Raw genomic sequence first — 22,236 nt, 5'->3', positions numbered from 1 at the left:
TATGAGTGCAAGCGTCAGAGTTGCCATTGCTGGAAGTGGTGGACGCATGGGCCGTACCCTTATTGAAGCTGCTGCCCAGCAACCATTAATTGTGTTGGGTGCTGCAATCGAACGCGCAGGTTCCAGCCTGGTCGGCGTCGATGCTGGCGAATTAGCAGCTGTGGGCAAACTAGGTGTACAGGTGACCGATAGTTTGGACGGTGTGGCCGATGATTTCGATGTGTTGATCGACTTCACTAGCCCAGAAGGAACACTGGCCAATATCGATTGGTGTGTGCGTCATGAAAAACCGATAGTCATAGGAACTACCGGTTTTAATGCGGCACAGAAAGCACAATTGGAAGCGTTTGCCGAGCAACTGCCGGTAGTGTTTGCGCCTAATATGTCTGTTGGCGTTAACTTGATGTGGAAACTGCTGGAAGTCGCGGCCAAGGTGATGGGTGAGTACACCGACATTGAGATTATTGAGGGTCACCATCGTTTTAAAAAAGATGCCCCTTCCGGTACCGCATTAAAGATGGGTGAGGTAATAGCCGAAACCCTTGGGCGGGACTTGGAAAAAGTCGCTGTCTATGGCCGTGAAGGTATTACCGGCGAGCGGGATCGACAAACCATCGGTTTTTCAACCATTCGGGCCGGTGATTTGGTAGGCGAACACACCGCCATGTTTGCTGATATCGGCGAGCGGCTGGAAATCACCCACAAGGCATCGAGTCGCATGACATTTGCTAATGGTGCTATGCGGGCGGCGCTGTGGTTACCGGAACAAAGCGCTGGTTTGTATGATATGCAGCAAGTGCTGGGACTGAAGCCGTTGTAGTTTACAAGAACCGCCGTTGGCGGTTTTTTCGCGGATTACCGCTGTAGGTATAGACGAAAGTCGGGATGACCTATAAAATATTTGGAATTTGCCAAAATTTCGTAAAACAGCGGAAATAGCAGGTTGATTTAATAAAAATATATAATTTTTAATGGCTTGGCTCATTACGGAGGTCGCGTTGACTAAGTCTGCCTTACTCGTACTCGAAGATGGAACCGTCTTTACCGGCACAGCGATAGGTGCCGATGGAATAGCTGTTGGAGAAGTGGTTTTTAACACTTCAATGACGGGATATCAAGAAATTCTCACCGATCCTTCTTATTCCCGTCAGATAGTAACCCTAACTTACCCGCACATCGGTAACACCGGCATTAATGCTGAAGATACCGAATCCAGTGCCATTCATGCTTGTGGTTTGATCATTCGTGACTTACCACTCATCGCCAGTAATTTCCGTTCACAACGTTCACTCAGTGACTATCTCACCGAAAATAATGTGGTGGGAATTGCCGATATCGACACTCGCAAACTTACTCGCATCCTGCGTGAAAAGGGTGCTCAGTCTGGCTGTATCATGGCGGGCGATGTGGATGCTGATAAAGCGCTAGCAGCCGCTAAAGCCTTCCCAGGTCTGAAGGGCATGGATTTGGCGAAAGAAGTGACTACTGACAGCGCCTATCAATGGCGTCAGGGAACTTGGACGCTGGAAGGTGGTTTGCCGCAAGACAAAGCCGCCGATGCCTTCAAATTTAAAGTCGTTGCCTATGACTTCGGGATTAAGCGCAATATTCTGCGGATGCTGGTGGATCGTGGTTGTGATGTCACCGTGGTGCCAGCCAAAACGCCAGCGAGCGAAGTATTAGCGATGAATCCCGATGGTATTTTCCTGTCGAATGGCCCCGGTGACCCAGAGCCTTGTGATTACGCTATCAGCGCGATTAAGTCATTCCTGCAGACCGATATCCCGGTATTTGGTATCTGCCTTGGTCACCAGTTATTGGCGCTGGCCAGTGGTGCCAAAACCATGAAGATGAAGTTTGGTCACCACGGTGCCAACCATCCAGTGAAAGATTTGCAGACAGGCACAGTGATGATCACCAGTCAAAACCATGGTTTTGCTGCTGATGAGGCCAGCCTACCTGCGAATGTCAAAGTGACCCATAAATCACTGTTCGATGGTTCACTGCAAGGGATCCATCTGACGGATAAACCTGCGTTCAGCTTCCAGGGCCATCCCGAAGCCAGCCCAGGCCCGCACGATTGTGCACCGTTGTTCGACCATTTTATCGAACTGATTGAGCAATACCGTCAAGCGAAGCAGTAACTCCGGGAGAAGATTCAAGCAATGCCAAAACGTACTGATATAAAAAGTATTCTTATCCTTGGTGCCGGTCCTATCGTTATCGGTCAGGCCTGTGAGTTTGACTATTCCGGTGCCCAGGCGTGTAAAGCCCTACGCGAAGAGGGTTTTCGGGTCATTCTGGTGAACTCTAACCCTGCCACCATTATGACTGACCCGGAAATGGCGGATGCCACTTACATTGAACCGATTCATTGGGAAGTGGTGCGCAACATCATCGCCAAGGAACGCCCTGATGCGATCCTGCCCACCATGGGTGGCCAGACTGCGCTGAACTGTGCGCTGGAACTGGAAGCCAAAGGCGTGCTGCAAGAATTCAATGTGGAAATGATTGGCGCCACTGCCGATGCCATTGATAAAGCAGAAGACCGCGCCCGTTTTGATCAATCCATGCGTAAAATCGGCCTAGAATGTCCTCGTGCCGGTATCGCACACAGCATGGAAGACGCCTATAAGGTGCTGGATCAAGTGGGCTTCCCTGCATTATCCGTCCGTCATTCACCATGGGCGGTTCCGGTGGCGGTATCGCTTATAACGTTGAAGAGTTCGAAGAGATCTGTACCCGTGGTCTGGACTTGTCACCCACCAATGAGCTGCTGATTGACGAAAGCTTGATTGGCTGGAAAGAGTACGAGATGGAAGTGGTGCGGGATCGTAACGATAACTGCATCATCGTCTGCTCTATCGAAAACTTTGATGCCATGGGCGTACACACAGGTGACTCCATCACTGTCGCGCCAGCGCAGACGTTGACGGACAAAGAATACCAGTTGATGCGTAACGCCTCGATGGCAGTACTGCGTGAAATCGGCGTGGAAACTGGCGGTTCCAACGTCCAGTTTGGTATCAATCCCAAAGATGGCCGCATGGTCATCATCGAGATGAATCCGCGGGTATCCCGTTCATCGGCGCTGGCCTCTAAAGCCACTGGCTTCCCGATTGCTAAAGTCGCCGCCAAACTGGCAGTCGGTTTCACCTTAGATGAACTGATGAATGACATCACCGGTGGTCGCACACCCGCTTCGTTCGAACCGTCTATCGATTACGTTGTGACTAAAGTACCGCGCTTCAACTTTGAAAAGTTCGCCGGTGCTAACGACCGACTGACCACCCAGATGAAATCCGTTGGGGAAGTGATGGCGATTGGCCGCACTTTTCAGGAATCAGTACAGAAAGCGCTGCGCGGTCTGGAAACTGGCAAAAACGGTTTTGATCCGATTGTGGACTGGCAAGATCCTGATGCTATGCAGCACATGCGCCACGAATTGAAAGAACCGGGTGCTGAGCGTATCTGGTACGTGGCTGACGCTTTCCGTGCTGGCATGAGCATGGATGAAATCTACAAGCTCACCAACATTGACCCTTGGTTCCTGGTGCAGATTGAAGAACTGATACAACTGGAAGCCAAAGTGGCCGCGACCGGTCTAGCCGGGATGGACGCCGACTTCCTCTATAAGCTGAAACGCAAAGGTTTCTCCGATGCACGTCTGGCCGATGTGCTGGGGATCAGCGAATCTGAAATGCGCAAGCTGCGTTATCGTCTGGAAATCTTCCCTGTTTACAAACGGGTGGATACCTGTGCCGCTGAATTTGCCACCGACACGGCTTACATGTACTCGACCTATGAGGAAGAGTGCGAAGCCAATCCGTCCAACCGTGACAAGATCATGGTATTGGGTGGTGGCCCTAACCGTATCGGTCAGGGTATCGAATTTGACTATTGCTGTGTGCATGCCTCGCTGGCGCTGAAAGCTGATGGCTATGAGACCATCATGGTCAACTGTAACCCTGAAACGGTTTCCACTGACTACGATACCTCTGACCGGCTGTATTTCGAGCCAGTAACCCTGGAAGACGTGCTGGAAATCGCCCGTATTGAGAAACCGAAAGGCGTGATTGTACAGTTTGGGGTCAGACGCCATTGAAACTGGCGCGTGCGCTCGAAGCGGCAGGTGTCCCGATTATTGGTACCAGTCCAGACGCCATTGACCGCGCCGAAGACCGTGAACGGTTCCAGCAGGCTATTCGTCGCTTAGAGATGAAACAGCCTGAAAACGATACCGTCACCACAGTTGAAGCGGCAGTGGCAGCGGCGGAAAAATTGGTTATCCGCTGGTGGTTCGTCCGTCCTATGTATTGGGTGGCCGCGCCATGGAAATCGTCTACGAAGAACAGGATTTGCGCCGTTACTTCAAAGAAGCGGTTAAGGTGTCTAACGCGTCACCTGTATTGCTAGATCACTTCCTCGATGATGCCATCGAAGTCGATATCGATGCGGTTTGTGATGGTAAGACAGTGGTGGTCGGTGCCATCATGGAACATATCGAACAGGCCGGGGTGCATTCCGGTGACTCAGGTTGTTCATTGCCACCATACACCCTCAGCCAGGCGATTCAGGATGAGATGCGTGAACAGGTACGGAAACTGGCATTCGAATTGGGCGTTGTTGGCTTGATGAACGTGCAGTTTGCCGTGCAGAAAAACACCATCTTCATGATTGAAGTTAACCCACGTGCTGCGCGTACCGTGCCGTTTGTCTCTAAAGCGACAGGTGTGCCGCTGGCGAAGATTGCCGCACGGGTGATGGCGGGTCAAACACTGGAGGAACAGGGCTTCACTAAAGAAGTGATCCCGCCATACTACTCAGTGAAAGAAGTGGTGTTGCCATTCAACAAATTCCCTGGCGTTGACCCACTACTTGGCCCTGAAATGCGTTCCACCGGTGAAGTGATGGGCGTGGGTGATACCTTTGCTGAGGCCTATGCCAAAGCACAACTGGGTACGACTTCCAAGGATATCCCGAAATCTGGTCGCGCCTTGTTGTCTGTGCGTAACAGCGACAAGAAGCGGGTTGCCGATTTGGCTGCCAAACTGATTGAGTTGGGCTACGAAATTGATGCTACCCACGGCACGGCTGTGGTATTGGGTGAAGCGGGGATCAACCCTCGGCTGGTGAACAAGGTGCATGAAGGACGGCCGCACATTCTTGACCGCATGAAAAACGGTGAGTACACCTATATCGTTAACACCACCGAAGGGCGTCAGGCCATTGAAGACTCCAAGCAACTGCGCCGTGGTGCTTTGCGCTACAAAGTGAACTACACCACCACCATGAACGCGGCTTTTGCTACCTGTATGGCAAACACTGCGGATGACCGCAATAAAGTCTCATCAGTGCAAGAGCTGCATGCGCGGGTCACCAAATAAGCGGTGAGTTAATCTGTACACTAAGGCCACCTGCGGGTGGCTTTATTTTTGAACGCTCACAACTGTTATCTATTCTTTGCGCCGTAACTCATACATTCTCTATCCTGTTATAGCGCTAATAAATCATGTAAAAACATTGAGATTGGCTGGTACAGCGCATAATTTTTCCGAACATCACTGGCAAGGCCGCGGCAGCTTAGGTAAGCTTGCTGCATGGTGAAGTGATACCAACCCGGTGTTCGCCGTGGTTGTCTGGCAAAAACATCTTTGGCGCCGACAGTATCTGACGTTACTACGAGCGCCCATTCACCCCTTGAGACTGTGCAGGCCCTTTTGGGCCAGCATAGGTCGCTTTTGTTTTACAGGAGACGACAGAGACATGAATAAGGTTCCTATGACGCTGACTGGCGCGGAACAGTTACGCAAAGAGCTGGAAATGCTGAAGTTTGAAAGACGTCCAGCACTGAGTGAGGCCATTGCCACCGCCCGTGAACTGGGCGATTTGAAAGAAAATGCGGAATATCATGCCGCCCGTGAAGAACAGGGCATTTGTGAAGCACGTATCCGTGATATTGAAGGAAAGTTATCCAATGCTCAGGTCATTGATGTGACTAAAATGCCCAACAATGGCCGGGTCATTTTTGGGGCAACGGTAACCATTTTAAATCTTGATACCGATGCAGAAATGACCTATCGCATCGTGGGTGATGATGAGGCGAATATCAAAGAGAATCTGATCTCGGTAAATTCACCTATCGCCCGTGGCCTGATTGGTAAAAACCTAGGGGATGAAGTGGGTATTCAAACCCCGGGTGGTCGCACTGATGTAGAAATTGTATCAGTGGATTATATCTGAGTGTTATGTGCCGAAAAAACCGTCGTAATGGCGGTTTTTTCGTTTATCTAGACGGTGAAATGACAGTTTATCTGCTTGGCTGTCTTGAGTGACAAGAGTGAATTAAGACTGACTTAATCGGCCATAGTCACAATATTCATTAGCTAAGGTAAACAAAAAGACCACTATTAATAAGTGGCCTTTTTGCAGAAGGGAGATTATTTGGCTTTAGGCAAAGCGATTTTTTCTCTTCAGACTGGCGATAAAGCACCAGTATGTGCCCGATAACCTGCACTTTTTCGGATTGAGTTTCACGAACGATGGCATCGACGATAGCATTTTTTAGTTCACGATCTTCTGCTGCCACTTTCACCTTGATCAACTCGTGATAGGCCAGTGCGTTATCAATTTCAGCCAGTACCCCTTCAGTCAAGCCATTGGCACCAAGCAGCACCACAGGTTTCAGACTGTGTGCCAGCCCTTTCAGATGCTGTTTCTGTTTGGTTGTCAGGTTCATTTTTACCAACTTTTGCTGAGTTACTGTTGAAAAGCCGATATTCTACCCTTATATCACTGGCGTGTAACTCTGATTTGTTGCGGATGTTTGATGGTAGGAAAGAAACGTAGCGCTAGCTCAACGCGCTGGATGCAGGAACACTTTGATGATCATTATGTAAAACTAGCGCAAAAGCGCGGCTTGCGTTCGCGGGCGGCTTTTAAGCTGGAAGAGTTACAACAGAAGGATCAACTGATCAAGCCTGGGATGACCGTGGTGGATTTGGGCGCGGCTCCCGGTGGTTGGTCTCAGGTTGCGGTCAAGCTCGTCGGTGAACCGGGCAAACTGGTTGCTTGTGATATTTTACCGATGGACCCAATCGTTGGCGTCGATTTCCTTCAGGGCGATTTTCGTGAAGAATCAGTACTGGAGACTTTGTTGCAGATGGTCGGTGATGACAAAGTGGACGTGGTACTGTCAGATATGGCGCCTAATATGAGTGGTTCCGATGCGATGGATCAACCTCGGGCTATGTATCTGGTTGAACTGGCACTCGACATGTGTCACCAAGTGCTGGCTCCCGGTGGTAGTTTTGCAGTGAAAGTGTTCCAAGGTGAAGGGTTTGATGCGTATATGAAGGCGGTAAAGCAGGCATTTACCAGTGTTAAAACCCGTAAACCGGAGTCGTCCCGAGCCCGTTCCCGTGAGGTGTATCTGGTGGCTACCGGCTACAAGTTGTAGTAACCTGAAAGAGTAAGTCTTGAGACTGAGAGGTTCAATAATTGAGTGACATGGCAAAAAATCTGATTCTCTGGGTCGTCATCGCCGTAGTGCTGATGTCGGTATTCCAGGGATTCTCGCCGTCTTCTTCGTCGTCGCAGAAGATGGAATATTCCACGTTTCTGGATGATGTCCGTTCTGGGCAGGTTGCTACCGTGGAGTTCAAGAGCGATCAGCGCACTATTGAAGGTGTGACCAAAGGCGGTGAAAAATTTGTCACCATTATGCCAATTTACGACCAGGATCTGATTAACGATCTCGACCGTAAAGGCGTGACCATGAAAGGCCAGGAAGCGGAAGAATCAGGTTTCCTGACCCAGATTTTCATCTCTTGGTTCCCAATGCTGCTGCTGATTGGTGTGTGGATTTTCTTCATGCGACAGATGCAGGGCGGTGGCGGCAAAGGCGCAATGTCCTTTGGTAAGAGCAAAGCCAAACTGATGAGTGAAGATCAGATTAAAACCACCTTCGCAGATGTGGCGGGTTGTGATGAAGCCAAAGAAGAAGTGAAGGAAATGGTGGATTATCTGCGTGATCCCACTAAATTTCAGAAACTGGGTGGCCGTATCCCAACGGGCGTGCTGATGGTGGGGCCTCCAGGGACAGGTAAAACCTTGCTGGCGAAAGCGATTGCCGGCGAAGCCAAAGTGCCTTTCTTTACTATTTCTGGTTCAGATTTTGTTGAAATGTTTGTCGGTGTCGGCGCTTCTCGCGTTCGCGACATGTTTGAACAAGCTAAAAAATCTGCACCTTGCATTATTTTCATCGATGAAATTGATGCGGTAGGTCGGCAGCGTGGTGCTGGGCTGGGTGGCGGTCATGATGAACGTGAACAGACCCTTAACCAGTTGCTGGTAGAGATGGATGGTTTTGAAGGTAACGAAGGCGTGATTGTGATTGCCGCAACTAACCGTCCAGACGTATTGGATGCCGCCTTGTTGCGTCCAGGACGTTTTGACCGGCAAGTGGTAGTTGGATTGCCAGATGTGCGTGGTCGTGAGCAGATCCTTAAAGTACATATGCGCAAAATTCCGGTGGCCGATGATGTTCAGGCCAGCGTAATTGCCCGTGGTACTCCTGGTTTCTCTGGCGCTGACTTGGCTAACTTGGTGAACGAAGCGGCCTTGTTTGCCGCCCGTGGCAATCGCCGTGTCGTGACCATGGAAGAGTTTGAGCGTGCTAAAGACAAGATCATGATGGGCGCTGAACGTCGTTCTATGGTGATGTCAGAGCAGGAAAAAGAGTCCACCGCCTATCACGAAGCCGGGCACGCCATTGTTGGCTGCTTAGTACCAGAACATGATCCTGTGCATAAAGTGACCATTATCCCGCGTGGTCGTGCGTTAGGGGTAACATTCTTCTTACCAGAAGCTGATTCTATCAGTGAAAACCGCCGCAAACTCGAAAGCCGGATTTCAGTGGCTTATGGTGGTCGTTTAGCCGAAGAGATCATTTATGGGGCGGAGAAAGTTTCTACTGGTGCGTCACAGGATATCAAGCAGGCCACGGCGATCGCCCGTAATATGGTGACACAGTGGGGCTTCTCGGAAAAACTGGGGCCACTGCTTTATGCTGAAGAAGAAGGCGAAGTTTTCCTTGGCAGATCGATGGCGAAAGCTAAACATATGTCTGATGAAACTGCCGCCATTATTGATGCAGAAGTAAAAGCGTTGATTGAACGCAATTACCAACGTGCGCGGCAGCTGTTGAATGACAATATCGACATCCTGCATGCGATGAAGGATGCCTTGATCAAGTATGAAACTATTGATTCCCATCAGATTGCAGACTTGATGGCACGTCGTGACGTGCGTCCACCGGCAGACTGGAATATGGATGATAAAGATTCTACGGGTGGCAATAGTCGGCCACATGCCGATGAGCCTAAAACTGATGCTTCAGCAGCAGATCTTACTAAGCCTGGCGAGACTCACTAAATCTTGCGCAAGCTTAGTCTTCTAGAAAACCCCGAGAGGGGTTTTCTGTTTTTCTGACAGTATTTTTTAAAGGTATTTTTCGGTGAATATCTGTACAGGTGGCCGGGCATTTGAATTAGTGTCCGGCCAAAAACGTCTAACTTTAGCTGAGCCAAAGGTAATGGGGATACTGAATGTGACCCCGGATTCTTTTTCCGATGGTGGGCAGTATCGTGCGTTCGCCGCGGCGTGTCGTCATGCCGACGAAATGATTGCCGCAGGAGCACACTTTATTGATATTGGAGGTGAGTCTACTCGCCCTGGTGCCGCCGACGTCAGTGTCGCTGAGGAACTGCAGCGAGTGGTGCCGATGGTGGAATATATCGCGGCAAATTCTGATGTCTGGATTTCTGTGGATACCAGTAAACCTGAGGTGATGGCAGCATCAGTTGCTGCGGGTGCTCATTTGATCAACGATATCCGTAGTTTAACGGAACCTGGTGCACTTGAGACCGCAGTTGAGCTGCAAGTGCCCGTGTGTATCATGCACATGCAGGGACAACCACGGACGATGCAGGCGGCTCCTCAGTACCAGAATTTATTGGCGGAAGTCAGTGACTATTTTGCACAGCAGATTGCTCGTTGTACGGACGCTGGTCTAGCACGCGAGCGGTTGTTGTTGGATCCAGGATTTGGTTTTGGCAAGACACTGGAACATAATTACCGATTACTGGCTCATCTTCAGGATTTCGCCAAGTTTGAGTTACCTTTGCTGATCGGATTATCGCGTAAGAGTATGATTGGCAATCTTTTGCAGCGCCCAGTGTCAGAGCGTTTAGCTGGTAGCCTGAGTGGCGCATTGCTGGCGGCAATGCAGGGCGCTCACATTATCCGGGTACACGATGTACCGGAAACCCTAGATGTTTTGCAAGTGTTGGCAGCGACTCAAGCTGCTAACTGAAACCGTAAATAGATGCAGTAACCTTGCGGCGAACGGGTGAGGTTATGGAGTAAGCAAACGTGAGTTCAACAAGAAAATTTTTTGGTACCGATGGTGTTCGCGGCAAAGTGGGTTCGGGCAAAATGACGCCGGAATTGGCGTTAAAGCTCGGGTGGGCTGCTGGGCGAGTATTGTCTCGTACTGGCACCCGCAAAGTGTTGATTGGCAAAGATACCCGCATTTCCGGCTATATGTTTGAGTCAGCACTGGAGGCGGGGTTGTCGGCGGCTGGGTTGAATGTGATGCTAATGGGGCCAATGCCCACGCCTGCTGTGGCATATCTGACCCGGACATTCCGTGCTGAAGCTGGGGTGGTGATCAGTGCTTCCCACAATCCTTACTATGATAACGGCATCAAATTTTTCTCATCTAAAGGCACCAAACTGGATGATGATTTAGAACTGGAAATTGAAGCTGAGCTAGAAAAAACACTGGATTGTGTGGAGTCTCATCTGCTCGGGAAAGTGTCCCGTATCACCGACGCTGCTGGCCGTTATATCGAATACTGCAAAGGGAATTTTCCAGCGGATCAGACCCTTGAAGGGCTCAAACTGGTGGTCGATTGTGCACATGGTGCCACTTACCACATCGCCCCCAATGTCTTCCGTGAATTGGGAGCCGAAGTAGTGGTTATTGGCGACAAACCCAATGGCACTAACATCAATGACCAGGTCGGTGCGACCTCAATGGCCAAAATTTGTGAAACCGTGGTGGCCGAAAAAGCCGATTTAGGGATCGCTTTGGATGGTGACGGTGACCGTATCATGATGGTCAACCGTCATGGTGAAGTGATAGATGGTGACCAAATTCTTTATATCCTAGCAAAGGATGCCTTAACTCGTGGCGTGCTAAAAGGTGGGGTTGTTGGCACCCAGATGTCGAATTTGGGATTAGAACTGGCACTCAAAGCCTTGGATATTCCTTTTTGCGCTCCAAAGTGGGTGACCGTTACGTCATGGAACTACTCACTGAAAAAGGCTGGCGCATCGGTGGTGAGAACTCTGGTCATATTGTTAACCTTGATCATGGAACTACCGGTGATGGCATTGTCGCAGGCATCCAAGTGCTGGCCGCAATGCGCCGCAGTGACATGACACTCGAACAACTGACCGCCCCGATGACTCTGTTACCTCAAGTACTGGTGAATGTGCGCTTTGAAGGCAGCAAAGATCCACTACAAGCCGCAGAGGTTAAGGCAGCTGTTACACAAGTAGAACACGCTTTGGGTGAACGTGGTCGCGTGTTACTGCGTAAATCCGGTACAGAACCATTAATTCGCGTAATGGTCGAAGGGGATGATGAAACGCTAGTTCGACGCTATGCCGAGCAGATAGCAACAGCCGTAACAACCGCTGTTAGCTAACATTGTTGTTAGAATAATTGATATAAATTAATAGGTTAGTTTTTTGTTATGGAGCATTTGCCGCACTTGAGCGTAAAAAGTAGTCGAACAAGCGGCAAATCGCAAAAATTAGCCAAACGAGTATTGTAACTTCACAAGTGGTTCGCTATTATTCACGCCGCTTTCAAAGGAGATGGTGATGGCTCTCAGACGCCCAATGGTCGCCGGCAACTGGAAGATGAACGGTAGCGCGCAATTAGCGCAAGAACTGTTCAAAAAGTTTGCCGCCAAGCTACATAACGACGCCGTGGAAGTCGTACTTTGCCCACCTGCTGTGTACCTGGAAAGTGTAAGGCAGCAATTAGAAGCCAATAAAGAGACATTGAATGGTTCTGTGGTTCGAATGGGCGCACAGAATTTAAGTCAGCATGACTTCGGCGCTTATACCGGTGAAATTTCCGGTGCCATGCTCAATGAAGTTGGCTGCCGATATGTCATCATCGGTCATTCCGAACGTCGCAGAATGTATGGTGAAACCAGTAATATCGTGGCAGATAAGTTTGCTGCTGCCCAAAAACATGGTTTAACACCTATTTTGTGTGTCGGAGAGTCCGGTCCAGCACGAGAAGCAAGACGCACTTTTGAAGTGATTGCTGAAGAGTTGGATGTGGTGATCGAGAAAAATGGCACCATGGCTTTCGATAATGCCATTATTGCTTATGAGCCTCTCTGGGCTGTAGGTACCGGGAAGAGCGCCACACCAGAACAAGCGCAAGAAGTTCATGCGTTTATTCGCAAGCGGCTTTCCGAAGTTTCCCCTTATATTGGGGAAAATATCCGCATCCTTTACGGCGGTAGTGTTACACCCGCAAATGCTGCGGATTTGTTCGCACAGCCAGATGTGGATGGTGGACTAATAGGTGGTGCCAGTTTAAACTCTACCGAATTTTTGAGTTTATGTACCATAGCGATGAGCGCATAAGTTATGTATGAAGTTCTGATTGTTGTTTACTTGTTGGTTGCACTTGGACTGGTTTTCCTGATCCTGATCCAGCAAGGTAAAGGTGCTGACATGGGCGCGTCTTTTGGTGCCGGTGCTTCGGCTACGCTGTTTGGATCCTCTGGTTCAGGTAATTTCCTGACTCGATCCACAGCTATTTTGGCGATTGTGTTTTTTGTCTTGAGTTTGGTGATCGGTAATTTGAGTGCCAACCATAACAAGCAGGAAGACACCTGGAAAAATATTGGTGCAGCTGAGCAGACTCAGCCAGCTCCACAACCAGAAAAGTCAGCGCCAAAATCAGAGGATAAAATCCCTGATTAAGTAGAATTTGCCGGGGTGGTGAAATTGGTAGACGCGCAGCCTTGAGGTGGCTGTGACCTAACGGTCGTGCGGGTTCAAGTCCCGCCCTCGGCACCACGATATAAACCAGGAAAAGTATTAAATATTCCTGAGTTATTGCAAGTTGAAGGTCGAATCAGTAAACTTGCTGCAATTGACGCGGGGTGGAGCAGCCTGGTAGCTCGTCGGGCTCATAACCCGAAGGTCGTCGGTTCAAATCCGGCCCCCGCAACCAGTTCCCGGTATTGAATTTGAAAGCAGATTCTGTACTGAATTACAGGTAATAGAACAAGAAGAACCTCGTAGTAAAACGGGGTTTTTTGTTATCTGGGATGTAGTATTTTACTGCCTTAACGGCGGTGTGATATCGGGGCTTTATAGCCCTTTTTTGTTTTTCAGGAGTGTAATTTGGCAACTTTGGAGTCAAAACTCGAAGCGATGTTGCGGCCTACTATCGAAGCACTGGAATTCCAGTTATGGGGGCTTGAGTTCGTTAAAGCAGGCAAGCATTCAACACTACGCTTGTTTATTGATAGCGAGCAGGGTGTCAATGTCGAAGATTGTGCCAACGCCAGCCGTCAGGTCAGCGCGTTATTGGATGTTGAAGACCCCATCCCTTCTGAATACACCCTGGAAGTTTCCTCTCCTGGTCTGGATCGGCCACTGTTCAACGCTGAACAGTATCAGATGTATATTGGCGATGAGGTTAAAGTTCAGCTGACTATGCCGGTAGCGGGTAGTCGCAATTTGAGAGGTACCGTCGTACGGGTAGAGGGGCAGATGATTACTCTCGACGTATCCGGTAATGAATTGATTATTGCCTTGGATAACATCCGCAAAGGCAATTTAATTGCAAAGTTTTGATGGATTCAAGGTGAACGAGGCAAGACGATGAATAAAGATATTTTGCTGGTCGCTGAAGCGGTGTCCAATGAGAAAGCCGTACCCCGTGAGAAGATTTTCGAAGCCTTGGAAATTGCGCTGGCTACTGCTACTAAGAAAAAATATGAAGGCGATATTGATGTGCGCGTAGCCATCGATCGTAAAACCGGTGATTATGAAACCTTCCGCCGCTGGTTAGTGGTGGATAGTAAGGGTGAAACACTGGAAAATCCTTATCGTGAAATTACCCTGGAAGCGGCTCAATTTGATAGTCCAGAGATCCAAGCTGGGGATTATGTAGAAGATGAGATCGAATCAGTACAGTTCGATCGTATTACTACCCAGACCGCTAAACAGGTCATTGTACAGAAGGTTCGCGAAGCCGAACGTGCTCAAGTGGTAGAACAGTTCCTCGATAAAGAAGGTGAACTGGTGACTGGCGTGGTGAAGAAATCCAACCGCGACAGCGTGATTGTTGACTTGGGTAACAATGCCGATGGCGTGTTGTACAAAGAAGACCTGATCCCAAGGGAAACCTTCCGTCCTGGCGACCGCGTGCGTTCATTACTGTATGCCGTGCGTCCAGAGGCTCGTGGGGCTCAACTGTTTTTGACCCGCTCTAAACCGGAAATGTTGATTGAACTGTTCCGGATTGAAGTGCCTGAAATTGCAGATGAAATGATTGAAGTTATGGGCGCTGCCCGTGACCCAGGTTCACGAGCCAAAATTGCGGTGAAGTCTAACGACCGTCGTATCGATCCTATCGGTGCCTGTGTCGGTATGCGTGGTGCACGCGTACAGGCGGTAACCAATGAACTGGGCGGTGAACGTATTGATATCGTGCTGTGGGACGATAACCCAGCACAGTTTGTTATCAATGCCATGGCACCTGCGGATGTTTCTTCCATCATAGTGGATGAAGATAAGCATGCGATGGATATTGCTGTCGAAGCAGACAGTCTGGCGCAGGCCATCGGCCGTAATGGTCAGAACGTACGTTTAGCCACTCAGCTGACAGGCTGGGAACTGAACGTGATGACTGTTGAAGATATGAATGCAAAACATCAGGCTGAAAGTACCAAAGTTAAAAACCTATTCATGAAAGCACTGCACGTGGATGAGGATTTTGCCCAGGTATTAGCTGATGAAGGATTTGCAACCCTGGAAGAGGTCGCGTATGTACCTGCTTCCGAATTGCTATCCATTGATGGGTTTGATGAAGATATAGTCAATACGCTGAGAGAACGTGCGAAAGCGGCTTTATCTACCCGTGCGCTGGCTTCTGAAGAGGCCTTGGATGGTGCGCAACCGAGTGAAGAGTTACTGGAACTTGAGGGTATGGAACGTCATACCGCATTTAATCTCGCCAGTAAGGGCATTGTGACTCTTGAAGATTTAGCCGAACAAGGCGTAGATGATTTGATCGAAATTGAGCAAATGACAGAAGAAAAAGCAGGTGAGCTTATCATGGCGGCCCGCAATATCTGTTGGTTTGGCGATGAAGAGTAAGTCGATCAACAGGGGAAGTAACTGATGGCAGAAACTACTGTAGAAAAGTTGGCCATGGAAGTTGGAAAAGATGTTGATCGGCTGATCGAACAATTTTCCAAAGCCGGCATAAAGAAGCAACGCAATGACCGCGTGACTGAATCTGAAAAACACCAACTGCTGGAACACCTGAAGCAGCAGCATGGTCAGGAAGGGGCACCCGCACGGATGACATTACAGCGTAAGACAGTGTCTACGCTGAGTGTTTCCGGTTCTGGTGGTCAGTCCAAGGATGTCAAAGTTGAAGTACGTAAAACCCGTACTTTTGTAAAACGTGACCCTGCGGAGCTGGCTCGTCTGGCCGCTGAAGCTGAGGCCCAAGCAAAAGCAGAAGCCGAAGCTAAGGCCAAAGCCGACGCAGAGGCTAAAGCTCGCGCGGAAGCAGAAGCCAAGGCCAAAGCGGAAAAGGCTGCTGCTGAGGCGAAAGCCAAGGCAGAAGCTAAAGCCAAAGCTGACGTTGACGCTGAAGCTAAAGCTGAAGTCGCCAAAGCCAAAGCCGTAGAATTGACACCGGAACAGGCCGCTGCTGCTGAAGCCGCGCGCGTTGAAGCCGCACGGCTGAAAGCTGCGCAGGAAGAAGCGGTACGTCGCAAAGCGGATGAGGAAGCAGCAAAAGCCGCTGCAGAAGCACGCCGTTTAGCCGAAGAGAATGAAAAGCGTTGGGCGGACGAAGAACGTCAGCGCGTTGAGGCGGAAAACCGCAACGATCACCATATCACCACCTCTAAAGTAGCGCGCGCTGCTGAAGATACCAGTGACATGGATGAAGAGCGTTCTGGTCGCCGTAATCGCCATAAACATTCTGGTAAGAAACGTTCGAAAGATGAACGCCAGAGTCGTGATGGTGGAAAAGAACGGGTACTGCGCTCAAAAGCGCCACAGTCCATGAAACATGGCTTCAATAAGCCAGTGGTTGCTGTGAACCGTGATGTGCGTATTGGTGAAACCATCACTGTGAACGATCTAGCTCAGCGTATGGCGGTCAAGGCTACTGAAATCATCAAGATAATGATGAAGATGGGCTCTATGGTGACCATCAATCAGGTGTTGGATCAGGAAACTGCACAACTGGTGGCCGAAGAAATGGGTCACAAAGTGATTCTGGTGCGTGAAAACGAACTGGAACATGAAGTGCTGGCAGATCGTGATGGCGAAGATGTTAAAGTCGAACCACGTGCCCCAGTTGTGACCATCATGGGCCATGTTGACCACGGTAAAACATCATTACTGGACTATATTCGCCGTACTAAAGTTGCCGCAGGTGAAGCGGGTGGTATTACCCAGCATATCGGTGCTTATCATGTGCAGACTGATAACGGCATGATCACCTTCCTGGATACTCCCGGACACGCCGCGTTTACCGCAATGCGTGCCCGTGGTGCACAGGCAACCGATATCGTGATCTTGGTGGTTGCGGCTGATGATGGCGTGATGCCACAGACCATTGAAGCGATTCAACATGCTAAAGCCGGTAAAGTGCCGCTGATTGTCGCAGTGAACAAAATTGATAAGCCTGAAGCCGATGTGGAACGCGTGAAGAGCGAGTTATCACAGTATGGCGTGATGTCTGAAGACTGGGGCGGCGACAATATGTTCGTCTACGTGTCAGCTAAGACTGGTGAAGGCGTTGATGGACTGCTGGAAGCGATTCTGCTGGAAGCCGAAGTGCTGGAACTGACAGCGGTCAGAGACGGTATGGCGGCAGGTGTCGTTATCGAGTCTAAACTGGACAAAGGACGCGGCCCAGTGGCTACCGTACTCGTTCAGGAAGGTACACTGCATCAAGGCGATATCGTGCTGTGTGGCTTGGAATACGGTAAAGTCCGCGCCATGAAGGATGAAGATGGCAACAGCATCATTGAAGCTGGCCCATCAATTCCGGTAGAGATCCTCGGTCTTTCTGGGGTGCCATCCGCAGGTGATGAAGCCACCGTGGTGAAGGACGAACGTAAAGCTCGTGAAGTTGCTCTGTATCGTCAGGGTAAGTTCCGCGAAGTGAAACTGGCTCGTCAGCAGAAGGCCAAGTTGGAAAATATGTTTGCCAACATGACCGAAGGCGAAGTTCAGGAACTGAATATCGTGCTGAAAGCGGATGTTCAGGGCTCGTTGGAAGCAATTTCCGACTCGTTGACCAAACTGTCTACCGATGAAGTGAAAGTGAACATCATCGCCAGCGGTGTTGGTGCCTTGACCGAAACCGATGCGACTTTGGCAGCAGCTTCTAATGCCATTATGGTCGGCTTCAACGTCCGTGCTGACTCGCAGGCACGTAAGACTATCGAAAGCGAAAGTGTTGATCTGCGTTACTACAGCGTGATCTACGACTTGATTGACGAAGTGAAAGCCGCCATGAGTGGTATGCTGGCACCGGAATTCAAGCAGCAGATCATCGGTATGGCAGAAGTACGCGATGTGTTCAAGTCACCAAAACTCGGCGCTATTGCGGGTTGTATGGTTACCGAAGGTCTGGTGAAGCGCAGTGCGCCTATCCGTGTGCTGCGTGATAACGTGGTGATCTACGAAGGTGAACTGGAATCGCTGCGTCGCTTCAAAGATGACGTCGCAGAAGTTCGAGCTGGCACTGAGTGTGGTATCGGCGTGAAGAACTATAATGATGTTCGCGTAGGCGACCAGATCGAAGTATTTGAAACTGTCGAAGTTGCCCGGACTCTGTAACCGGCGATGGCGACAAACAAGGGCGGCTTCGGCCGCCTTTCTTGATTTTGGGGAATAAGATAATGGCAAGAGAATTCAGCCGTACCCGCCGTATAGCACAGCAGTTGCAGCAAGAACTGGCATTTGTGCTGCAACGCGATATGAAAGATCCCCGGATTGGTATGGTAACGGTCAATGATGTTGACGTGTCACGGGATCTGAGTTTCGCCAAGGTGTATGTCACCCTGTTTGAAGAAGACCCAGAGCGTATTCAGGAAAAAATGGCCGCACTGACAAAAGCCGCCCCCTATGTTCGCACGCTGGTTGCTGGTCGCATGCAATTGCGGGTAATGCCAGAACTGCGTTTTGTTTATGACAAATCCCTGGTTGAAGGGATGCGCATGTCGAATCTGGTGACTCAAGTTGTTAACAGTGACAAAGCGAAACATCAGCAGGTTGCAGATGACGCTGAAACGTCCGGAGATGAGGAAAATAACTGATGGGAAAACGACCTAAGGGCCGTTTCGTGGATGGCGTGGTGCTGTTAGATAAACCCACAGGTATGAGTTCCAATCATGCCTTGCAGCGGGTCAAGCGGATTTATAATGCGGTGAAAGCTGGCCATACTGGTGCACTGGATCCTTTAGCGACCGGAATGCTGCCCATCTGTCTGGGGGAAGCAACCAAGTTCTCACAGCATCTATTAGATGCAGATAAACGCTATTTGGTTACAGCTAAGCTTGGCATTCGTACCGATACCAGCGATGCGGATGGTGAAGTGGTCAGCACCCGGCCGTTGACTTTCAGTTCGGCACAACTCGAAACCGCGTTAGCACACTTTCGTGGGGACACTATGCAGGTGCCCTCAATGTTTTCCGCGCTGAAATATCAAGGGCAACCGCTTTATAAATATGCTCGTGAGGGCAAGACGGTACCAAGAGAAGCGCGTCCCATCACCGTATATGAACTCAAATTCATCGCCCTGAAAGATGATGAACTGACGCTGGAAATTCACTGCTCTAAAGGCACCTATATTCGCACTATTGTAGATGACCTTGGCGAAATGCTTGGTTGTGGCGCGCATGTCATCATGTTGCGACGCTTACAGGTGGGGCGTTATCCCACCGAACGCATGGTGACCTTAGCGCAACTGCAACAGTTGTTAGATGATGCGATAGCTCAAGATGTTGTCCCGTCCCAGGTGTTGGATCCGCTGTTATTAGCTGCCGATGCGGCGGTTGCCGATCTTGATGAATGCAATGTGCCTGACGCATTGGGAGTTTATCTGCTCAATGGTAATCCGGTCAGGGTTAACGGACTCAAAGCAGATGCTCTGGTGCGTATCACGCTAGGCGAAGCGCATCGGTTTATTGGTGTCGGTTGTATGAATGACGATGGTTTACTGGCACCTAAACGTTTGATGGTGATGCACGACACTAGCGCTGACTGAACTTGCGCTGGTGCAAGTAACAGGTTATTATTCTGCGCCCTTGGCTGAGTTAGTGATCGGCTAAGGTAATTTGATTAAATATTTGGAGAGACTCATGTCACTAAGTACTGAAAAGAAAGCTGAAATCCTGGCTGAATTTGGCCGTGGCGAAAACGACACTGGTTCACCAGAAGTTCAGGTTGCCCTGTTGACTGCTCAGATTAACCATCTGCAGGATCACTTCAGAGAACACGCTAAAGATCACCACTCTCGCCGTGGTCTGCTGCGCATGGTTAGTTCTCGTCGTAAACTGTTGAGCTATCTGCAGAAGAAAGATGCAGAACGCTATACAGCGCTGATCCAGAAACTGGGTCTGCGTCGCTAATCAGTTTCTCGTCAAAAAGGAGGCTTATGCCTCCTTTTTTGATCATCTGTGGCGGCTAAAGCCCCACTAGACTACTGGGACGCTTTATCACATAGCGTTTTTCAAACTCGTCCAATGGTAGTGGCTCGCTGAAGTAATAGCCTTGGCCGATAGCGCACTCGTGAGTTTCCAACCATTCCAGTTGCTGCTGGGTTTCAATTCCCTCAGCAATGATCTGCAATCCCAGTTGTTTGCCTAAGGTCAGAATCGTTGATGCGATGGCACTGTTACCTGGTAGTTCAGAAATAAAGGCGCGGTCAATTTTAAGCGTGGTTAAAGGCAAGCGCCGCAGATATGATAAAGACGAATAACCAGTACCAAAATCATCCACTGCAATACCAAAACCTGCGGACTTCAGTTGCTGTAACTTTAGGATTGCCTGCTCCACATCGTTCATAAATGCAGTTTCAGTAATTTCGACTTCCAGATACTCGGGTTTTACCTGATAGCGCATCGCTGTGCGTTTAATATGTGGGATAAGACCTGGATCGGCAAACTGTTTAGTGGATACATTGCAGGCAATAGTGGTCTGGAAGTTATAGCGTTTTTGCCACATATTTAGCGTCTTACAGCTTTGCTCAATCACCCATGCACCAATGGCTACTATGATGCCAGTCTCTTCAGCAATAGGAATAAACTCCATGGGACTGATGAGCTTGTCGCCCCGTTGCCAACGGATCAATGCCTCACAGCCAATCAAATTACCGCTTGCTAGCGCCAATTGTGGTTGGAAATACAACACAAACTCATTGTTGCTGATGGCATCGTGCAGTGACGCCTCGGTACGCAAGCGGGTAACGGCGCGCTCGGTCATCTGTTGTTTGAAAAAGGCCCACTGGTTAGAACCTGCTGCTTTGGCACTGTACATCGCAATGTCGGCGTGGCGGATCAGATCGTCCGCCGTATCGCCATCATCAGGATAAAATGAGATCCCCACGGATGCCGCTGGATGTACCGAGTGTTCTCCGAGTTTGATAGGCGCTTTGAGCTGCTCAAAAAGCTTTTCTACAAAATCGGCAGCCTGGCTGGGGAGTGTAGATCTTCGGTGAGAATGACAAACTCATCGCCGCCTAGGCGTACGACTAACCCACGTTTATTGACAAATCGTTTCAGTAACATGGCAATGCGGATCAGGTATTGATCGCCTAATGCATGTCCCAAGGAATCATTGATATTTTTAAATCGGTCCAAGTCGACAAATAACAATGCCAAATTATTATTGCGGATGCTGGCGCGCTGAATAGCAACCGTGAGGGTTTCTAATAACAAGGTACGGTTTGGCAGACCCGTAAGTGAATCTCGGGTCGCCATTTTTCTGAGCTTCCCTTGGGTTTTACTGAATTGCACCAGAATTTGATTTAATTTTGAGGTAACCAGCCCTAATTCATCGTCTTTGTGGTTGCTCAGGATCGGGAGTAGATGCTCGTCAGGTGATTCAGGATCAATGCGATCAATCGCTTCCCCAATCCGAGCAATCGGTTGCGTCAGGAAACGGTGAAACACTAGGGACAATACCAAGGTAATAAACAGTGCGCGTGCCAAGGTTGCGGTAAAACTTAGCTTCAGTTGGCTGAGCAATCCTTCGGCCAGTTCGCGGGTGCTGTAATTTATCTGCAGCGTGCCTATCAGTTGTGGCTTTTCGTTATTGTCCAGATATGTTGGCTGATGCAGATCGCGGCTGATCTGGCGGAATTCGCCAAATATTTTAAGGCTGACGGCAGAAAAAGATCATCTGGCAGCGCTGTGGCGTTACCCACACTGGCAAAGGTGGTGCCATCATCTAAGGTAATGGTGGCGGAACCAACGTAATCAACTTTTAGTAAGCCATCTAAGGTTTGTTTGGCGAGGTTGTCATCCAGTGCCCAAACTGCATTTTCCATGGGTTGTTCAACGGAATCGAGCACTTCTTTCTGACCGCGTATCAGTGATTCGCGTTCAGTCGACACGACCATCAGAATTTCGACGATAAAAATTGCAATAGCGAAAAACAGTGCGGTAAATACCACCAGATTAGTTTGTTTCCACGTCAGTGACCTGAAACGTCTGGTCTGCATCCGCTTTTCCCTTTCCATCAGTACCCTGCGCTGAAGGTAACATCGCTTTCTATAAGAATAATGTTAGTCCATAACTGCATATTTTACGGAACGAAATCCGATAATCTCACTCTATGGGAAAGTTGTTGTTTTGTCACCTGGTTACG

The 22,236-nt window shown here is 49.5% G+C and carries 14 protein-coding genes, 2 tRNA genes and 4 pseudogenes; 18 read left to right on the top strand and 2 right to left on the bottom strand.

The features are described from left to right. The first annotated feature begins 1 nt into the window (after position 1). The 4 genes and pseudogenes from dapB (at position 2) to greA (ending at position 6,243) form a co-directional block, all read left to right on the top strand. Complete coding sequence (dapB, locus tag KHX94_RS04580; RefSeq protein ID WP_213682540.1) at positions 2-820, top strand: 4-hydroxy-tetrahydrodipicolinate reductase; 819 nt, start codon at positions 2-4, stop codon at positions 818-820. A gap of 151 nt (positions 821-971) precedes the next feature. Beyond that, positions 972-2,144 (top strand): glutamine-hydrolyzing carbamoyl-phosphate synthase small subunit, encoded by a 1,173-nt coding sequence (gene carA, locus KHX94_RS04575; RefSeq protein ID WP_213682539.1) that lies wholly within the window; start codon positions 972-974, stop codon positions 2,142-2,144. A gap of 21 nt (positions 2,145-2,165) precedes the next feature. Beyond that, a pseudogene (gene carB, locus KHX94_RS04570) lies at positions 2,166-5,387 on the top strand (carbamoyl-phosphate synthase large subunit). 379 nt (positions 5,388-5,766) lie between these two features. Beyond that, positions 5,767-6,243, top strand: a complete 477-nt coding sequence (gene greA, locus KHX94_RS04565) for a transcription elongation factor GreA (protein WP_213682538.1) — start codon at positions 5,767-5,769, stop codon at positions 6,241-6,243. A 197-nt stretch (positions 6,244-6,440) separates the two neighbouring features. Here the strand turns inward: greA and yhbY are convergent. After that, positions 6,441-6,739: pseudogene (yhbY, locus tag KHX94_RS04560) on the bottom strand (ribosome assembly RNA-binding protein YhbY). 90 nt (positions 6,740-6,829) lie between these two features. On the opposite strand from yhbY, the gene rlmE reads away from it, so the two are divergent. The 14 genes and pseudogenes from rlmE to rpsO all read left to right on the top strand — a co-directional run bounded on the left by rlmE (position 6,830) and on the right by rpsO (position 19,997). Next, a complete protein-coding gene (gene rlmE, locus KHX94_RS04555) occupies positions 6,830-7,459 on the top strand; it encodes a 23S rRNA (uridine(2552)-2'-O)-methyltransferase RlmE (protein WP_213682536.1) in 630 nt (209 codons plus the stop codon). Positions 7,460-7,509: 50 nt separating this feature from the next. Next, entirely contained in the window at positions 7,510-9,435 is a 1,926-nt protein-coding gene (gene ftsH / locus KHX94_RS04550; RefSeq protein WP_244859327.1) for an ATP-dependent zinc metalloprotease FtsH, read from the top strand. Between the two features lie 160 nt (positions 9,436-9,595). Next, positions 9,596-10,375: a dihydropteroate synthase gene (folP, locus tag KHX94_RS04545; protein ID WP_213683326.1), complete on the top strand. Its 780-nt coding sequence runs from the start codon at positions 9,596-9,598 to the stop codon at positions 10,373-10,375. Positions 10,376-10,497: 122 nt separating this feature from the next. After that, positions 10,498-11,777, top strand: a pseudogene (glmM, locus tag KHX94_RS04540) (phosphoglucosamine mutase). Positions 11,778-11,955: 178 nt separating this feature from the next. Then, positions 11,956-12,738: a triose-phosphate isomerase gene (tpiA, locus tag KHX94_RS04535; RefSeq protein WP_213683325.1), complete on the top strand. Its 783-nt coding sequence runs from the start codon at positions 11,956-11,958 to the stop codon at positions 12,736-12,738. 3 nt (positions 12,739-12,741) lie between these two features. Further along, positions 12,742-13,080, top strand: a complete 339-nt coding sequence (gene secG / locus KHX94_RS04530; protein ID WP_213682534.1) for a preprotein translocase subunit SecG — start codon at positions 12,742-12,744, stop codon at positions 13,078-13,080. 9 nt (positions 13,081-13,089) lie between these two features. Next, positions 13,090-13,176, top strand: a tRNA-Leu gene (locus tag KHX94_RS04525). 80 nt (positions 13,177-13,256) lie between these two features. Then, positions 13,257-13,333 (top strand) — tRNA-Met (locus tag KHX94_RS04520). Between the two features lie 173 nt (positions 13,334-13,506). Then, positions 13,507-13,962 (top strand): ribosome maturation factor RimP, encoded by a 456-nt coding sequence (gene rimP / locus KHX94_RS04515; protein WP_213682533.1) that lies wholly within the window; start codon positions 13,507-13,509, stop codon positions 13,960-13,962. Between the two features lie 27 nt (positions 13,963-13,989). Continuing rightward, positions 13,990-15,489 (top strand): transcription termination factor NusA, encoded by a 1,500-nt coding sequence (gene nusA, locus KHX94_RS04510; RefSeq protein WP_213682532.1) that lies wholly within the window; start codon positions 13,990-13,992, stop codon positions 15,487-15,489. A gap of 24 nt (positions 15,490-15,513) precedes the next feature. Next, positions 15,514-18,204 (top strand): translation initiation factor IF-2, encoded by a 2,691-nt coding sequence (gene infB, locus KHX94_RS04505; protein WP_213682531.1) that lies wholly within the window; start codon positions 15,514-15,516, stop codon positions 18,202-18,204. Between the two features lie 62 nt (positions 18,205-18,266). Then, positions 18,267-18,683: a 30S ribosome-binding factor RbfA gene (gene rbfA, locus KHX94_RS04500; protein ID WP_213682530.1), complete on the top strand. Its 417-nt coding sequence runs from the start codon at positions 18,267-18,269 to the stop codon at positions 18,681-18,683. Beyond that, positions 18,683-19,633: a tRNA pseudouridine(55) synthase TruB gene (gene truB, locus KHX94_RS04495; RefSeq protein ID WP_213682529.1), complete on the top strand. Its 951-nt coding sequence runs from the start codon at positions 18,683-18,685 to the stop codon at positions 19,631-19,633. Before rbfA ends, truB begins: the two co-directional genes overlap by 1 nt. Before the next feature lie 94 nt (positions 19,634-19,727). Next, positions 19,728-19,997 carry a 30S ribosomal protein S15 gene (rpsO, locus tag KHX94_RS04490; protein WP_213682528.1) on the top strand — a complete coding sequence of 90 codons (270 nt, stop codon included), beginning with the start codon at positions 19,728-19,730 and terminating at the stop codon, positions 19,995-19,997. 55 nt (positions 19,998-20,052) lie between these two features. On the opposite strand, the pseudogene KHX94_RS04485 reads toward rpsO, so the two are convergent. Beyond that, positions 20,053-22,090: pseudogene (locus tag KHX94_RS04485) on the bottom strand (putative bifunctional diguanylate cyclase/phosphodiesterase). Positions 22,091-22,236: the final 146 nt, after the last annotated feature.

The sequence above is a fragment of the Shewanella dokdonensis genome, assembly GCF_018394335.1.
GTDB classification, from domain to species: domain Bacteria; phylum Pseudomonadota; class Gammaproteobacteria; order Enterobacterales; family Shewanellaceae; genus Shewanella; species Shewanella dokdonensis.
Note: the sequence above shows the minus strand (reverse complement) of the source record. Positions and strands in the feature narration are given on the sequence as shown.

Excerpts from the sequence above, each read along its gene's own strand:
- ftsH (WP_244859327.1), top strand. The coding sequence starts at position 7,510 with ATGGCAAAAAATCTGATTCTCTGGGTCGTCATCGCCGTAGTGCTGATG.
- nusA (WP_213682532.1), top strand. The coding sequence starts at position 13,990 with ATGAATAAAGATATTTTGCTGGTCGCTGAAGCGGTGTCCAATGAGAAA.
- rlmE (WP_213682536.1), top strand. The coding sequence starts at position 6,830 with ATGGTAGGAAAGAAACGTAGCGCTAGCTCAACGCGCTGGATGCAGGAA.
- carA (WP_213682539.1), top strand. The coding sequence starts at position 972 with ATGGCTTGGCTCATTACGGAGGTCGCGTTGACTAAGTCTGCCTTACTC.
- greA (WP_213682538.1), top strand. The coding sequence starts at position 5,767 with ATGAATAAGGTTCCTATGACGCTGACTGGCGCGGAACAGTTACGCAAA.
- tpiA (WP_213683325.1), top strand. The coding sequence starts at position 11,956 with ATGGCTCTCAGACGCCCAATGGTCGCCGGCAACTGGAAGATGAACGGT.
- folP (WP_213683326.1), top strand. The coding sequence starts at position 9,596 with ATGGGGATACTGAATGTGACCCCGGATTCTTTTTCCGATGGTGGGCAG.
- secG (WP_213682534.1), top strand. The coding sequence starts at position 12,742 with ATGTATGAAGTTCTGATTGTTGTTTACTTGTTGGTTGCACTTGGACTG.
- truB (WP_213682529.1), top strand. The coding sequence starts at position 18,683 with ATGGGAAAACGACCTAAGGGCCGTTTCGTGGATGGCGTGGTGCTGTTA.
- rbfA (WP_213682530.1), top strand. The coding sequence starts at position 18,267 with ATGGCAAGAGAATTCAGCCGTACCCGCCGTATAGCACAGCAGTTGCAG.
- infB (WP_213682531.1), top strand. The coding sequence starts at position 15,514 with ATGGCAGAAACTACTGTAGAAAAGTTGGCCATGGAAGTTGGAAAAGAT.
- rpsO (WP_213682528.1), top strand. The coding sequence starts at position 19,728 with ATGTCACTAAGTACTGAAAAGAAAGCTGAAATCCTGGCTGAATTTGGC.
- dapB (WP_213682540.1), top strand. The coding sequence starts at position 2 with ATGAGTGCAAGCGTCAGAGTTGCCATTGCTGGAAGTGGTGGACGCATG.